17 protein-coding genes are annotated in these 14,302 nt (G+C 71.1%); 14 read left to right on the forward strand and 3 right to left on the reverse strand.

Annotated elements, in window-relative coordinates; genetic code table 11:
- Nucleotides 1–3 precede the first annotated feature (3 nt).
- From VQH23_RS21105 to VQH23_RS21165, 13 genes are all read left to right on the forward strand, one after another.
- Nucleotides 4–450 (forward strand): phage GP46 family protein, encoded by a 447-nt coding sequence (locus VQH23_RS21105; RefSeq protein ID WP_338662636.1) that lies wholly within the window; start codon nucleotides 4–6, stop codon nucleotides 448–450.
- Between the two features lie 4 nt (nucleotides 451–454).
- On the forward strand, nucleotides 455–1,552 hold the full coding sequence (locus tag VQH23_RS21110; protein ID WP_338662637.1) for a baseplate J/gp47 family protein: 1,098 nt from the start codon (nucleotides 455–457) through the stop codon (nucleotides 1,550–1,552).
- A gap of 3 nt (nucleotides 1,553–1,555) precedes the next feature.
- Nucleotides 1,556–2,158, forward strand: a complete 603-nt coding sequence (locus VQH23_RS21115) for a putative phage tail protein (protein WP_338662638.1) — start codon at nucleotides 1,556–1,558, stop codon at nucleotides 2,156–2,158.
- 1 nt (nucleotide 2,159) lies between these two features.
- Entirely contained in the window at nucleotides 2,160–3,011 is an 852-nt protein-coding gene (locus VQH23_RS21120) for a hypothetical protein (protein ID WP_338662639.1), read from the forward strand.
- Nucleotides 3,011–3,463 (forward strand): hypothetical protein, encoded by a 453-nt coding sequence (locus VQH23_RS21125; protein WP_338662640.1) that lies wholly within the window; start codon nucleotides 3,011–3,013, stop codon nucleotides 3,461–3,463. Before VQH23_RS21120 ends, VQH23_RS21125 begins: the two co-directional genes overlap by 1 nt.
- Nucleotides 3,464–3,542: 79 nt before the next feature.
- Entirely contained in the window at nucleotides 3,543–6,722 is a 3,180-nt protein-coding gene (locus VQH23_RS21130; protein WP_338662641.1) for a hypothetical protein, read from the forward strand.
- Nucleotides 6,723–6,866: 144 nt separating this feature from the next.
- Nucleotides 6,867–7,232 (forward strand): hypothetical protein, encoded by a 366-nt coding sequence (locus VQH23_RS21135; RefSeq protein ID WP_338662642.1) that lies wholly within the window; start codon nucleotides 6,867–6,869, stop codon nucleotides 7,230–7,232.
- Nucleotides 7,229–8,371 carry a carbohydrate binding domain-containing protein gene (locus VQH23_RS21140; RefSeq protein WP_338662643.1) on the forward strand — a complete coding sequence of 381 codons (1,143 nt, stop codon included), beginning with the start codon at nucleotides 7,229–7,231 and terminating at the stop codon, nucleotides 8,369–8,371. Before VQH23_RS21135 ends, VQH23_RS21140 begins: the two co-directional genes overlap by 4 nt.
- Nucleotides 8,372–8,379: 8 nt before the next feature.
- Nucleotides 8,380–8,940 carry a hypothetical protein gene (locus VQH23_RS21145; protein WP_338662644.1) on the forward strand — a complete coding sequence of 187 codons (561 nt, stop codon included), beginning with the start codon at nucleotides 8,380–8,382 and terminating at the stop codon, nucleotides 8,938–8,940.
- Nucleotides 8,940–9,281, forward strand: coding sequence for a hypothetical protein (locus VQH23_RS21150; protein ID WP_338662645.1), 342 nt, complete (start codon nucleotides 8,940–8,942; stop codon nucleotides 9,279–9,281). Before VQH23_RS21145 ends, VQH23_RS21150 begins: the two co-directional genes overlap by 1 nt.
- Entirely contained in the window at nucleotides 9,281–9,781 is a 501-nt protein-coding gene (locus VQH23_RS21155; protein WP_338662646.1) for a hypothetical protein, read from the forward strand. The genes VQH23_RS21150 and VQH23_RS21155 overlap by 1 nt, the downstream gene beginning before the upstream one ends.
- 81 nt (nucleotides 9,782–9,862) lie before the next feature.
- Entirely contained in the window at nucleotides 9,863–10,357 is a 495-nt protein-coding gene (locus tag VQH23_RS21160) for a hypothetical protein (RefSeq protein ID WP_338662647.1), read from the forward strand.
- Nucleotides 10,357–11,163 (forward strand): N-acetylmuramidase domain-containing protein, encoded by an 807-nt coding sequence (locus VQH23_RS21165; RefSeq protein WP_338662648.1) that lies wholly within the window; start codon nucleotides 10,357–10,359, stop codon nucleotides 11,161–11,163. The genes VQH23_RS21160 and VQH23_RS21165 overlap by 1 nt, the downstream gene beginning before the upstream one ends.
- Here the strand turns inward: VQH23_RS21165 and VQH23_RS21170 are convergent.
- Together VQH23_RS21170 and VQH23_RS21175 are read right to left on the reverse strand one after the other, a co-directional pair.
- A complete protein-coding gene (locus VQH23_RS21170; protein WP_338662649.1) occupies nucleotides 11,160–11,849 on the reverse strand; it encodes a type II toxin-antitoxin system HicB family antitoxin in 690 nt (229 codons plus the stop codon). The genes VQH23_RS21165 and VQH23_RS21170 overlap by 4 nt on opposite strands.
- A gap of 2 nt (nucleotides 11,850–11,851) precedes the next feature.
- On the reverse strand, nucleotides 11,852–12,052 hold the full coding sequence (locus VQH23_RS21175; RefSeq protein ID WP_338662650.1) for a type II toxin-antitoxin system HicA family toxin: 201 nt from the start codon (nucleotides 12,050–12,052) through the stop codon (nucleotides 11,852–11,854).
- Nucleotides 12,053–12,358: 306 nt separating this feature from the next.
- Between VQH23_RS21175 and VQH23_RS21180 the strand changes: the two genes are divergently transcribed.
- Nucleotides 12,359–13,171: a DNA adenine methylase gene (locus VQH23_RS21180; protein WP_338662651.1), complete on the forward strand. Its 813-nt coding sequence runs from the start codon at nucleotides 12,359–12,361 to the stop codon at nucleotides 13,169–13,171.
- A gap of 744 nt (nucleotides 13,172–13,915) precedes the next feature.
- Here the strand turns inward: VQH23_RS21180 and VQH23_RS21185 are convergent.
- Entirely contained in the window at nucleotides 13,916–14,206 is a 291-nt protein-coding gene (locus VQH23_RS21185; protein WP_338662652.1) for a hypothetical protein, read from the reverse strand.
- Nucleotides 14,207–14,302: the final 96 nt, after the last annotated feature.

The raw sequence follows: 14,302 nt of genomic DNA on the forward strand, positions 1-14,302 counted from the left end.
CTCATGGACGGCGACGTCGCGATCGTCTGGGACGAGGAGCGCACCCAGGGGGACTGGCAGCTGACCGGCAACGGCGAGCTGCTGACCGCGCCCCAGCTGGAGACGGCGGTCCTGGTCTCCCTCTTCACCGACACCCGGGCTGACGAGAACGATGCTCTCCCGGCAGGAACCACGGATCCTCGCGGCTGGTGGGGCAACGCCCTCGGCGAGCCCATCGGCTCGAAGCTCTGGCTGCTGCGGCGCGCGGCGCACCTGCCGGACACCCTCCGGCGGGCCGAGCGGTACATCCGCGAGGCCCTGGCCTGGCTGGTGGAGGACGAGCTCGCCGCCCGCATCGAGGTCGAGACCAGGTGGGTAGGCGCCACCCGCATGGCCGCCTCCATCACCATCCACCAGGGCGAGGGCCGCGAGGCTGCCCTGAGGGCCGAATGGGCCTGGCAGGGGATCTGAGAGCATGCCCAACGAGCGGCCCACCCTGACCGCGCTCGCGCGACAGGCGCGGGCGGACATGGCCGCCGCCGTGGGCGGCGTGCTTCTGCGCACCTCGCCGCTGGCCATCATGGCCAAGGTCCTCGCCGGGCTCGTGGACGGCGTCTACGGCTACCTCGCCTGGCTGGCGCTGCAGACCAACCCCTTCACCGCGACGGGCGCCTTCCTGGTGGCCTGGGGCGCCCTGGTGGGGATCCTGCAGAAAGCGGCCTCCGTCGCCGCCGGCGGCGCCACCTTCGCCGGCACCCCGGGCAGCCCCATCCCCGCCGGCATCCGCCTGGCGCGCACCGCGGACGGGGTCGCCTACGTCACCACGGCGCTCGCGACGATCGGCGCCGGCGGCACGGCCACCGTGCCCATCGAGGCCGAGGAAGCCGGCGCGGCGGGCAATGCCCTGCTCGGCGCCGAGGTCGCCCTTGTCGGCGCCCTGTCCGGCGTGACCTCCACGGGCACCCTCTCGACCGCCCCCGCCGGCGGCGCGGATGCCGAACTCGAGGAGGACTTCCGGGCGCGGGTGCTCGAGCGCTACGCGACCCCGCCCCAGGGCGGCTCCCTCTCGGACTACGTCCGATGGGCCCGCGACGTCGCCGGCGTCACGCGCGCCTGGGCGTCCTCCCTCGGGGACGGCAACGTCGTCGTCCACATCATGCTGGACGACGCCCGGGCGGCCTTCGGAGGCTTTCCCCAGGGCAGCGACGGCGTCGCCTCAGACGAGCCCCGGGGCACGGCCGCGACGGGCGACCAGCTGGTGGTGGCCGACGCCATCTCAGCGGACCGGCCCGCCACGGCCCTGGTGCACGTGGTCTCGCCGGTCTTTCAGGCCGTCCCCCTGCGGATCCTCCCTTCGGCCAGCATCGACCAGGCCGCCGTGCTGACGGCGCTGCAGGCGATGCTCCGCCGCAAGGCCCGGCCGGGTGGCACGGTCCACCAGTCCGACTGGACGGGCGCGATCACCGCCGGCGCGGGCGGGGTGGCCTACTCCCTCGTCACACCGGCCGGGTCGGTCACCGCCGACCCGGGCGCCCTGCTGACGGTCACCGCCGACGATATCTCCTGGAGCTGACCCGTGGCCGATGTCGAGCGGACCGAGGCGGACCACCTGGTCGCGCTGCAGGCCCTCATGCCCAGGGGCCCGATCTGGCCTCGTGCCATCGGAACGGGGCAGGAGACGGTCGCCCGCGGCCTCGTCCCCTCCATTACCCGCCTCTGCGCCCGGGCCCGCGCCCTGGTCACCGGTGCATTCCCGGCGACGGCCCTGCAGATGCTCCCCGAGTGGGAGGCCGCGCTCCGCCTGCCGGACGCCTGCACGGGCATGCCGGACACCCTCCAGCAGCGGCGCCTGCAGGTTACCACGCGCCTCGCCGCGCAGGGCGGGCAGTCCCGCCGGTACTTCATCGGCCAGGCCGCGCAGCTGGGCTTCTCGGTCAGGATCGAGGAGTTCCGCGTCGCTCGCGCCGACGAGCTCGAAGCCGACGAGGCGGTCAACGATCCCGTCTGGGCGCACGCGTGGCGGGTGCATGCGCCGAGCTCCAGCCCGACGGACTTCGTCGCCGAGCAATCGGCGGCCGACGAGCCGCTCTCCGCCTGGGGGAACACCCCCCTCGAATGCCGGCTGCAGGGCATCCGCCCCGGCCACACCACCCTCATCTTCGCCTACGACGGGAGCTGAGATGCGCCGCATCCAGGACGATTACGCCGACGCCTCGCAGCCGGCGATGCCAGCCCTGACGGGCACCGTCGGGTTCTTCCGCGGCGGCAATCCCGCGACCGGCACCCTGGCCACCCGTGTCCGCGCCTGGTGGCTGAACATGATCCAGGAGGAGCTCGTGGGGCTCCTCCTGGACGTCGGCCTAGCCATCGACGGCACGAAGACGCTGAAGGACGCACTGGTCGGGCGCCTGCTCGCCGTGCGTGTCCTTCCCGCCGGCGCCTACGTCCCGACCCAGGGCACGAAAAAGGTCTTCGCGGAGGTCGTCGGTGGTGGCGGCGGCGGCGGCAACGCGTCTCCGACTGGCGCGAACCAGGTCTCGGCCGGCTCCGGGGGCGGGGCGGGCGGCTATGCCTGCGGCTGGTTCACCTCGGGCTTCTCGGGCGCGGTCGTCACGAACGGCGCAGGCGGCGGCCCGGCTGCGGCGGGCGGCACCAGCTCGTTCGGCGCGCTCCTGTCGGCCACCGGCGGCAGCGCGGGCGTGACTGGCGCCGCGCTCAGCAACTCGACGGTGGCCTATGTCGGCCAGGCGTCCGGCGGAACCGGGACCGGGGGCACTGCCGGCAATGGCGGCACGAATGCCGCCGGCGGAACCGGAAAGCCCGCCTTCTACGGGGTGAGCCCCACTTCCGGAGAGGGTGGCGCCAGCTTCTTCGGGGGCGGCGCCGCGTTCCAGAGCGGGTCCTCCTCCGGCTTCGGCGCCGTGACGCCGGGCACTGGCGGATCGGGCGGTGTCTTGTCGCTCGGTTCGGCATCAGCACCCAGCGGCGGGCCAGGTGCCGCCGGCCTCGTCCGTGTTTGGGAGTACGCCTGATGCAGACTTTCGCCCATGTGCGGGACGGCGTCGTGGCCGAGATCGTGAAGATCCCGGCGAAGAGCCCTCCGCTGGAGGAACGATACCACCCGGACCTGCTCCCCGGATTCGTGGAGCTGTCCGGGCCGGGCTCGCAGAGCGTTACGGATGGCTGGCTGTGGGACGGCGCGGCGTTCTCTGCACCTCCCGCCCCGGATCCGCTCTCCGCCCCGCGCACCTGCTCGCCCCGCGAGTTCCGCGAGCGCTGGACGATGGACGAGCGCAAGGCCGTGACCCTGGCCGCCTCGAAGGCGCTGGAAGCGGGCGATGCCACGCTGCAGGTGTTCCTGGACGACCTCTCGGCCTCGCAGATGGTGGAGCTCAACCACCCCACCCTGCTCGCGGGCATGGACGCCGTGGTGGCGGCAGGGCTGCTCACCCGAGCGCGCGCCGACGCCATCCTAGCGGCCTAACTCCCCCCTTTAGTTCCTGAGCCTGCACCCCCGCGCGCCCTCTGGGCTGCGCGGTGATGCCGCTTGCGAGGCCCCCTTCATGACCGCAGTCACGGCCGAGCTCGGGCTTCTGCCCGATACGGACGTCGTGCGCCCGCGCCTCTGGCTCGGCGATACCGTGCACGCCCAGGGTCGCCTCTTCGATGCCCGGCGCGCCCCGAGTGCCGCGACCGACGTCACCTTCCTGTGGGTGCGGCCGGACGGCGTCGAGCTCCAGGTCGTCGGCGTTCCCGACACCGCGGTACCGGGCGCCTGGCGCGGCTCCTTCGAAGTCACCATGCCCGGGCCGTGGGCCGTGCGCCTGATGTGCGGCAATCCCTCCCGCCAGATCGCGTGGCGCCGGTTCGACGTCCAGCCCGGCTACGGCGGGGTCCAGCCCGACAGCCCGATGTGGCTGGCGGGCAACGACGGACCGGTCCTGACCTACGGCGGCGGCGTCCTCAGCGCCCAGCGCGTGCAGGCCATGGAGCCGGCGGACGAGCTGCTCCCGACCGACAAGGTGGCGGTGTCCCGCGCCGATGGCTCGTCTCTGGCGCTGACGGGGGCGAAGGTTCTGGGAGCAGCGGCCGACGTCGCGACTGCCGTGACCGAGTACTCCTCCGAATTTATCCCAACCCTCACGACGCCGATGCTGCGGAAGGTCCGGCAGTTCCTCGACATCGAGTTCGATTTCAAGGCCAAAATGGACGGGGCCTCGGATGACACGGCGCCCCTGGTGGATGCAGTGCGTTCGGGGAGCCGCGTGCTCTTCCCCCCCGAGTACCGCCCTCTCGTCACCTACGACGAGGCGAAGACCAATGGCCCCTGCCGGCTGGAGGGCAACGGCAAGCTCTCGCCCATCATCCAGATGAACTACTGCATGCGCGTCGTGCGGGTGATGGATGAGGACTGCTATCTCTCCGGCCTGCGCTTCGTGAACCCGCTTCCCATGGTGAAGCCGACCAGCCCCGCGAAGCCCGGCGGCTACTGGCCCTACGGCGCCCCGACCGAGGGGCTGAACGATGCAATGGGCCAAATCGCGGCCCTGCACATCACCGGCAACCGCTTCCGTGGCCGCGACCTGGGGTTCACCAACTTCCCCGTGTCGATCCGCGCCCGGCCCGTGAACATGGCGACGGACCAGCTGCTGGGCCTCGACCTCCGCGACGTGTTCGTGCGGAACAGCGACTTCGGATTCCTGACCACCTCCATTGCCGATTTCTATGTGGAGATGGCCTTCGACACGGTGACCTGCACGGATGTGAACAAGGCCACCGGCGCCGTCCGCCCGCCGCACGCCTGGTACAACACCAATCCCGGCGCGCTCGCGGAGTTCCCAGACGAGGAGGTGGACGACACGCCGACAATGCGCCTCACGGAGCGCGGCGTGGTGCACATGCGGACGAGAAACAGCCCGTTCAGCGATTCCTACAAGCTCCGCGGCACGCGTAACATCGAGGCGCACCTTTACACCCACACGCAGGAGACGGGGCTCCATATCTCCTACGGAGAGAACGCCCACATCTTCCTCACCGCGCACGACATGGCGCCTGGGCTGGTGTGGAGCGTCGCCGAGCAGAAGTTCGTGGCGGCGCCGAACGGTGCAGGCGTGGGCCTGAATTGCGCCTTCCAGTCGAACATGTCGGCTTACGCCCAGATCGTCGGCCGGCCCGGTTACAACATGTGGACCGGCTTCAACACCTATAAGCAGAGCGACCGCTGCGTGATGCTGGGCGGCAGCATCACCCGCACCAGCACCGCCGCGCTCAACAACCCCTTCGCGCGCTTCGGCGACGGCTCCACGAACTGCGGCATGAAGGACGTGGAGCTGGTGGATAAGGGGCTCGAGGGCGACCACTACGCCGTCATGGACGTGGGCGGGATCGGCACGCGCATCGAGCGCCTGAACATCACCCGTAACAACCCCGCCGCGGTGAAAGCCTACTACATCGGCTCGACCAGCCGGAACGTCACCATCCTGGCTCCGGAGGGCCTGCTGCCGAACGAGACCCCGGCGGCCCTGGAGGATTACGGCCAGGGCACGACGGTGAAGAAGGGGGTCTATCTCACCCACGCGCAGCTCCCGCCGCCGCCGCGCGTCCCGGGCCATGTCGCCGTGCTCAAGCTGGGTTCGGACGGCAAGACGGACGAGACGATCATCAGCACCGGCACGGCCTGGCAGTACCTGCTGACCCGCGCCCCGGTGCAGGCCATCACCTTCGCAGCGCAGCCGGGCGACCTCCAGACCGGCGGGCTGGTCCAGGCCGTCGCCAGCGTGACCAACGTGGCGAAGGTGCGTTTCGTGCTGCTGCTGGCGGGGGCCGAGGTGCCGGGCACGGAGGTCTTCGCCACCGTGGCGAACGGGGCCGCCGCCTACAGCCTGCCGGCCCCGGCCGTGGCCGCGGGCTACACGCTCCGCGCCGAGGCGCCGGGCAGCCCCGCCCTGGCTGCCACCTCCGCGCCCTTCGCGGTCAGCGCGGCCGCGCCCTTCTCGTGGGTGCCGTCCGACCTGGGCGCGGGCCTGATCTTCGCGGCCGACGCCACTGACCCCGCGGGTTCGCCCGACGCCGGCGGCGGCGTGGCGGCCGAGCTGCGCCACCTCTACGACCCGGCCCGGAAGCTGGTGGCGGTCGCCGCCGTCGACCGTCCGACCATCCTCGCCGGCCAGGGCTACACAGCCGACAAGCGGGCGCTGGGCTTCCCCGGCCTGCCCATGCTGCGCGCCCCGGCGGGGTCTCCCATCCTCGCGGCCGCCACGGGGAACATCGAATCCCTGGGCGTCGCCCTGGTTTTCTCCGGCGCGCTGTCCGCTTCGTCGGCCAGCATCGGCTGGTGGGGCGCGGGCACGGGCGGGTCCTCCACGACGCGCATCCAGTTCCGGCGCGGCTGGCAGCTGCTGCTGCGCGGGCCGGTGGGTGCGGTGCAGACCCTCCAGAGCTCCAACGCGCCGGATGGGCTGGCCCACACCTGGGCCATCGTCCTCACCCCCGGCCGAGCGCTGGTCCTGCAGGACGGCATCGACAAGCCGATCATCGACGCGCCGATCACCACCACCTCCGGGGCCTTCTCGCCTGCGGAGTTCATGGTGGCGGGCACCATCGTGTCGGGCGTGCCAACCGGCGCCAGCCTTGGCTACCTGGGCGCCATGGTGGTGTCGGGATCTGTGAGCGTGGCCCCGAACGGGCCTGTGCACAACGCCATGCGCTGGGCGGCTCGGCGGGTTGGGTTCGTCATGTCGTGAGGGGAAGCGATGTGACGCGCCCCACCCGCCACGCTCGGCCAGATCGGGCGTGACGCCGCCTCGATCGAGACGCCTTGCGCCGCCCGCTACGAGCTGCGCGCGCGGGGACTAAGACTTCCGACACTCTCGTCCTCTGGAGGCAGCATGCCGCAGAACATCATCCTGTCCGGATCGCCGGTGGCCATTGCCAACGCCGCGACCCTGAGCACCGGCTTCGACCTGCAGCAGCGTCCGCTCTCCTGGGTGCAGCTCCCGACCGACTGGCCCGCGGGCACGCCGCTGATGATCCAGGCGGCGGTGACCGACGATATGCCGGTGGCTGGTAGTGCCGAGTGGCGCGACGTCGTGGATCGCACGGGCGCTGCCATCACCCTGAGCGGAGCCCCGGGGCAAATTATCTCCGTCGATCCGGGGCTCGTGATGGGCCTGCGGTTCCTTCGCTTCAGGGTCGCCTCCGCGCTCTCCGGGGCGCGGTCCCTGACGTGGGGTGGCTGGTACATCGGGGGATGAGCGACCTCATCTTGCTGATGCGGCGGCGGCGCCGTGCCCCGCTTCGCCTCATCAGCCGAGGCTCCCTTGGCCCCGGCGCGCTCCCAGGGGCCGCCATCCGGGCATCGGTCGGCTCGTACGTCGCGCCTGATGAGGCCACCGTCCTCTACGCGACGGAGAACGTGCCTCGGTTCCAGGGGGCACCGCGACGGCTCCTGATGGAGCCGCCGCGGCAGAGCATCTTCCGCTATTCGCAGGACTTCGCGCAGTCCGCGTGGATCCTGCAGAACGGCCCGGCCAAGAGCGCCACCAATGGCCTTGCGCCGGACGGCACGGCCAGTGCCCTGGCCCTGCAGTTCGGCGGCGCCGGCAACTCTCAGATGGTCCAGGCCATCGGCACGCCCGCCAATGGCACCTGGACGATCTCGGCTTGGGCGCGGGCGCCGGTTGAGCAGACCTTCCGGTTTAAGATCTACAACGCCAGCAGCGACGTCTACAGCACGGGCATCCGGGTCACGCCGGAGTGGCAGCGGTACTTCTTCACCTTCACGAGCAATTTCGGCGCGAGCAACGCGGGCGTGGCCAACGCCGGCGGCGGAGGAGCGCGGCAGGTGGAGTTCTGGGGGATGCAGCTGGAACAGGGCGCCTCGGCGTCCAGCTACATCCCGACCGGGGCCGACGCCGCCACTCGCGCGATGGACGTGCTGAACTTTGCCATTCCCTCAGCCCAGCAGCGTGGCACCGTGGTCGGCACGGCCATGTTCCCGGCTGACACCCCCGCATCCGCATATCTCGGGCTGTTCTGCCTCGACAGCGGCGGCAACACCAACCGCAGCTACATCGCCAAGGAGGTCGGCGGGAACACCATCGTCTTCGGCCGCGCCGGAACCGGCGGCGGCCAGTTCAACATGGCGACCATCCAGCCCGGCGTGCCTTTCCCTTACGCGATCGGCTGGGACGTCGTGACCGGCGCCGTGCGGGCCAGCATCGCTGGCAGCCCCGTCCAGGGCTTCACCGGCACGACGCTGGCAAACCGCTTCCTGATCGGGAACGGCCATCCGGGGCTCAATAGCCCGGCCTCCGCAGAGTTCGGCATCCACGATCTCTACCCCGGGGTGCTTCTTCCCGACGAGCAGCTCCAGGCCCTCAGGGCCGCATAGGAGAAACCATGTCCACGCTCTACGCCGACCTCCGCTGGACCGGCTCCGTGGCCGCCATGGCCGCCGCGCTCGCCGCGCTGGGGCACCCCGAGTACGCCGACGAGGGCGCGCCGCATGACCCCCGCGTTGCCGCCTTCGGCCCCGTCGAGACCCGCAAGGTCGCCGGCCGCGCCCTCTCCTTCGCGCTGATCCGCGTCGCGGAGGGCACGGAGTTGCCGGCCCCGGCCGGGATCTTCCTGGAACCGGGCTCGGTGAGCGAGGCTGTGACCGGCGTGTTCGCGGACATCCCGCGCACGCTCACCATCCGTCAGTTCCTCCTCGGCATGGCCGCCGACGGCATCATCACCGAGGCCGAAGCGCTGGCAGCGGCCTCGACGGGCGCGGTGCCCGGCTTCGTGCAGGAGGTCTTCTCCGCCCTGCCGGCCGGCGCCTCCTTCCCGGCCGAGCTCACCTGGCGGGCGATGATCGAGGTGGACCGGGACAACCCGCTGCTGACGCTGCTGGGGGCGGGGCGGGGCATGACGGAGGCCGACATGGATCAGGCCTTCATGCGCTGGGGCGCCCTGTAGTGGGCGCGCTCAGCCGCTTCGTGGAGGGCATGGGCCTAGCGGCCGGCCTGGTGGCCGGCGCCGTCGCTCTCCCCTTCATCCTGGCTGCCAACCGCAGCACCTACGCCGACGAGACCGGCAGCTGCGCGTCCTGCCTCCTGAACGCGCTGACCGGCGGGCCGCGGCGCGCCACCTTCTCCGCCTGGTCGTGGGAGCTCCGGCTGCGCGGCAAGCGCGGCGCGGCGCTCCGCGTGCGGGCGGTGGACGGCTTCGGCCTGCGCCCCGGGCACTGCCGGGACGCCTACGACTACCACGTGCAGCAGGGCCTCATCCGGCCCGCCTCGATCGACGGAACCGCCTGATGCCCGCTCCTCCCACGGCCCCACGCGGCCCGTCGCCATGGCTTTCGCCCGGGCTGACCATCCTGACCCTCCTCGTCGGCCTTGGCGCCTGGCTGGCCACCGAGGGGGGCTGGCGCGCCAAGCTGGCGGTGCAGATGGACAACCAGGCGACCGCCACGGAGCGGATGAACACCTCCCTCTCCGAGCGCATGACGAAGCTGGAAGCGGGGCAGTCCGGGGCCACCCAGGCCCTGCTGGTGGCCCGCGCCGAGGCCCGGACCGACGCCGACAAGATCCTCGGCGAGGTCCGCAGCCTTGATCGGGAGGTGGTGACCCAGCGCACGCGCCTGGATGCCCATGAGCGGGCGCAGGAGGCCGCCGAGGACCTGCAGAACCGCCGTCTGGAGGCGCTGCGCGACCTGGTGCTGCGCATGCCCTCCACGCGCCGCCAGCCGGCCGGAGACACGGCGCCGCCGCTGGAGGCGCTGCTGGTGCCCGTCCAGCTGTCCACCGCGCCCTAGCACCCCTCCGCCAATCCGAGCCCACCCACCCGCCGGCAGCCGCCGGCGGCGGCGCCGCGCGTCTGCGGCCTGGAGATCCCCATGCTGACCATGCTGCTGGTGCAGGTGAAGGCCTACGCCGTCGAGATCGCGCTCGGGCTGCTCGCCGCTGGCGCCGGCGCCATCTGGCGCGCCGCGAAGCGCGCGGCCCTGGCCAAGGTGGCCACCCTGAAGGCCGAGGCCGACGCGGCCGAGGCGCGCGAGCGCGAGAAGAGCTCCGCCCTCAACCGCCTCTCCGCCATGGCCTGGCGCGCGGGGCTGACCCTGGTCACGATCATCCAGGAGGACCCGGAGGCGGCGGCGAAGATCTCCGAGGCCGAGGCGCGGCTCACCGCCGACCTGGCCGCCGCCGGCACCCACGCGCTGCAGGTCCTGCAGAGCGCCGACCCGGCCGAGCTGCGCAACCTCATCCTCGGCAGCGCCCACCAGGTGCTCGAGGAGCGCGCGCGGGCGGCGATCGCCGGCGGGCAGGATGCGGCGGCCGTCACCGGCGCGCTCTCGGGCGCGCTGAACCGCCTGCGCGGGCTCGCCGGCTGATGGCCGAGCACGGGAAGGGGCTGACCCCCGGAGACCGCGCCCGCGCCGCCATGGCGCTGGGCGTGGACGTGGCCACCGTGCAGACGGTACTGACGGTGGAGACCGGCACCGCCGGCGGCTTCCTGGCCGACGGGCGCCCGCGCATCCTGTTCGAGGCGCACCTCTTCAGTCGGGCGACCGGCCGGCGCTGGGACGCGACCCACCCGCGGGTCTCCCAGCAGCCCTGGAACCGCAAGCTCTACGTGGGCGGGGCCGGGGAGTGGGGCCGGCTGGAGGAGGCGGCCGCCCTGGACCGCGCTGCGGCCCTCTCCAGCGCCTCCTGGGGCCTGCCGCAGATCCTCGGCTCCAACCACGCTGGCTGCGGCTTCGAGGACGTGGAGGCCTTCGTGGCGGCCATGTCGGAGAGCGAGGGGCGGCAGCTGGACGCCTTCGTCGCCTTCCTCATCCACGGAGGGCTGGCGCCCCTTCTCCGCGCCCGAGCCTGGGCGGCCTTCGCGCGGCGGTACAACGGGCCGAGTTACGCTCAGAACGCCTACGACCAGAAGCTCGCCGCGGTCTATGCCGACCTGGCCGGCGCGGCACCGCCGGCGCTGCCCATCGTGGGCATGCTCCGGATCGGCATGGAGGGCGACGCGGTGCGGCGCCTGCAGGCGGCGCTGAACAGGGCCACGAACCGCCCGGCCATCCTGGTGGACGGCGTCTTCGGCCGCGTAACCGAGGTGGCCGTCCAGCAGCTCCAGGCCGCGCGCGGCCTGCAGGCGGACGGGGTGGTGGGCCCGATTACGGCCCGGGCCCTCGGCCTCTAGCCGCCGTCGGCAGCGCCACGCTGCGGACTGCTCGGGTCCCTGTTCGGTCCGCCAGGGCGCGAGGCGAAGAGATCCGCCGCGTTGATCGTGTCGCCGTTCGGCAGGACCAGGCGCAGGCCGCTGATCGTGGCCTGCTCCTGCCAGTGCAGCTCCCCGAGCCGCTCGATCGCCTCGTGGATGTCGTCGAAGCGGTCGGCCCGGACCGTGGCGGCACCGCCACCCCGTCTGCCCGGTGCCCGCAGCATCCGCTTGCCGTGCAGTTCCAGGTACTGGACCCGGTAGGGACCGTTCGGGGCGAGCCGGTAGCGCGCCGCCTCGGCCAGCCAACCCGAACGGTTGCCGCCCGCCGCGTTGTCGATCAGGCGGACCAGCGCCGAGTCCAGCGTGATGTTCAGCCGCTCCGTCTTGCTCTCGCGCTCGACGGGCACGAGCACCCGGATGGCACCGGGCTCAAGCTCGCCAAGCCAGTCCGGCAGCGGGGCGTTGACGGCCGAAGGCTCGGGGATCGGCTCGCCGTCCTCGCCCATGCCCTGCAGATGCAGTGCGAGAGCCTCGGCCGCCTGCGCGGCCGCGTGCTGCACGGTGTCGCCGGCGGAGGCACAGCCGGGCAGATCAGGGAACACGATGCCGAAGCCCTCTCCCGAGGGGTTCGGCTCGATGATGGCGGGGTAGAAGATCAGGGGCATGGTCATTTCCCTTTCAGGTTGAGGCCGCTCTGCTGGCCGATCGAGGCGAGGGTCTTGGGGTGGACCTCTTCATTCCCACCGTGGAAGGAGATCGTGACGCGCCCGGGCTTGGAGGGGTGCCGGTACTGGCGATGGGAGCCCTTCGAGGCCACCCAGACCCACCCATCCGCCTCAACCATCCGGATCACGTCTTTCGTTCTCATGCACACTATATACACACTATGCCAGCCAACCGCAAGGGTCGATGTGTATTGGGTGTGCTATTTCGTCAGATTTGGCGGTCTACGCGCGCGAGCCGGGCAGTGCCCCAGCATGCCGCGCATCGCTGACTAGAAATCTCCGAGATCCCCGGTCAAAATCGGGGCTCTCGGCGACGTCCGCCGCGCCGGCACCGGCGCGGGGGCCCAGGCGGCTGCAACCGCCCGAGCCGCATGGTTGGTGGCCATGCACGGAAGAATCCGCCCCGCTTCCCCCGGCCGGGGAGGGGGCTAGTAGAACGTCGAGAGAACATGGAGTCCAGCCTCCTGCCGGCTTCGCCGGCGGCAACGCCCGCCCCTTACCTGGGCGGCAAGCGCAACTTGGCGCGCCGTGTCATCGCCCGCCTGGGCGCCATCCCGCACACCACCTACGTCGAGCCATTTATCGGCATGGGCGGGATCTTCCTCCGGCGCCCCTTCCGGGCGAAGGCGGAGGTGATCAACGACATCAGCACGGACGTCGCGAACCTCTTCCGGATCCTGCAGCGCCACTACGTGCCGCTGATGGACATGCTCCGCTGGCAGCTCACCAGCCGGTCGGAGTGGCAGCGCCTGAACGCCGCGAATCCGGACACCCTGACCGACCTCGAGCGCGCCGCGCGCTTCCTCTACCTGCAGCGCCTGTGCTTCGGCGGGAAGGTGAGCGGGCGGACCTTCGGTGTGACCCCGGGAGTCCCGGCCCGCTTCGACGTTGCGAAGCTGGCCAGCACGCTCGAGGAGGTGCACGAGCGGCTCTCCGGCGTCGTCATTGAGCGCCTACCCTACGCCGAGCTGCTGCGCCGGTACGACCGGCCGGGCACGCTCTTCTACTGCGATCCGCCATACTGGGACTGCGAGACGGATTACGGTGAGGGCGTCTTCGCCCGCGGCGACTTCGAGCTGCTCGCCGATGCCCTGGCGGGCCTGAAGGGGCGCTTCCTGCTCTCCCTCAACGACACGCCCGGCGTGCGCGAGGTCTTCGGGCGCTTCTCGATCGAGGAGGTGGACGTGACCTACAGCGTCGGCCAGCACGCCGCCCGACGTCCGCCGGCGCGCGAGGTCCTCATCAGCGGCCCGGCCGCCTGATCATCATCGTCACCATGAAGCCGCCCCGGGGGAGAGCCCTCCGGGGCGGCTTTTCGCATTTCTGGCCAGGGCTGTTTCAAAGTCAGAGAACTCGTTCAACCTGAGCCTCTACCCAGATTTGCTTATCTCTTCGGCTGAAGCTGTAGGTGATGGGCGATGTCACGGTATTAGAAAGACGGACCGTGGCACGGCAGCGATTTAGATCCTTTTCCGCCGATACGACCTGCGCGTCTCTCCACTCGATTATGCTCAGCCCCATAACTTTGCCGAACGGCGCATTTGCTAGCGTCCGCTCTACCTCGGCCTGTCCATCGCGAGATGTGCAACTGAATAGAGGGGCGCCGTTGATGGCGACGGCTGCATAAGCCAGTCCTCCGAATACAGCCGCTGGAAGAGCAAACTTCCAAAACAAGCCAATGCCAGCCGACTTAGCATTTGCAAAACTATCAGATCGTGGGTGTCCGCAATGAGGGCACGCCTTAGCCGCAGTAGAAACTATGCCGCCGCAGGCCTCACATTTCGTGGTCGCTGCGGGCTCCGCCAAGCCGCTCATGAAGCCTTATCCCTGTCCTGCTTTGTAGGAAGCGGCCCCGCTGCCACATCGTGAGATTGGGTTCCGGACTCCGATTTCCTCAGTTCATTCGAGACGAGATGGCGGCTCGGAGGAAGTCCCCTAGCTGCACTCGGCGCCCGATCAACAGGATCAGGCGGGCACTCTGGAACGTTAACACGCGCGTATGGTGCCTAGCCGGCCCGGAAGGGCGGGCTGCCCTGAGCGGGCAGCGAAGGCTTCCCCACCTCGCCCTGCTTCCAGCGCCCCTCGACCTCGTCCCGGTGCTCGGAACAGGCCCACAATCCCGGCTCCACTCGCATGAAGTCGCAGCCAAACCCAAAGCCCCCGTCGCGCCCGCACACCGCGCAGAAATGCTCAAAGCACGGCGTCATGCGGGTGACCCCCACCCGCGCGGGATCCGGCCGGTCGAGGGGCGTGGCGGTGACGGGCTTGTAGGGCGGCTGGTAGACGGGGTCGGACATGGTTGGGAAATAGCGGGCGGCAGTGCCGCCGCCCAGGCCGTAAGGACCCATTCTATCGTCGGGCCGCCACTCTCAAGGGGTGAACCGCTGAGCTGC

The organism is Pararoseomonas sp. SCSIO 73927, from assembly GCF_037040815.1.
GTDB lineage: Bacteria > Pseudomonadota > Alphaproteobacteria > Acetobacterales > Acetobacteraceae > Roseomonas.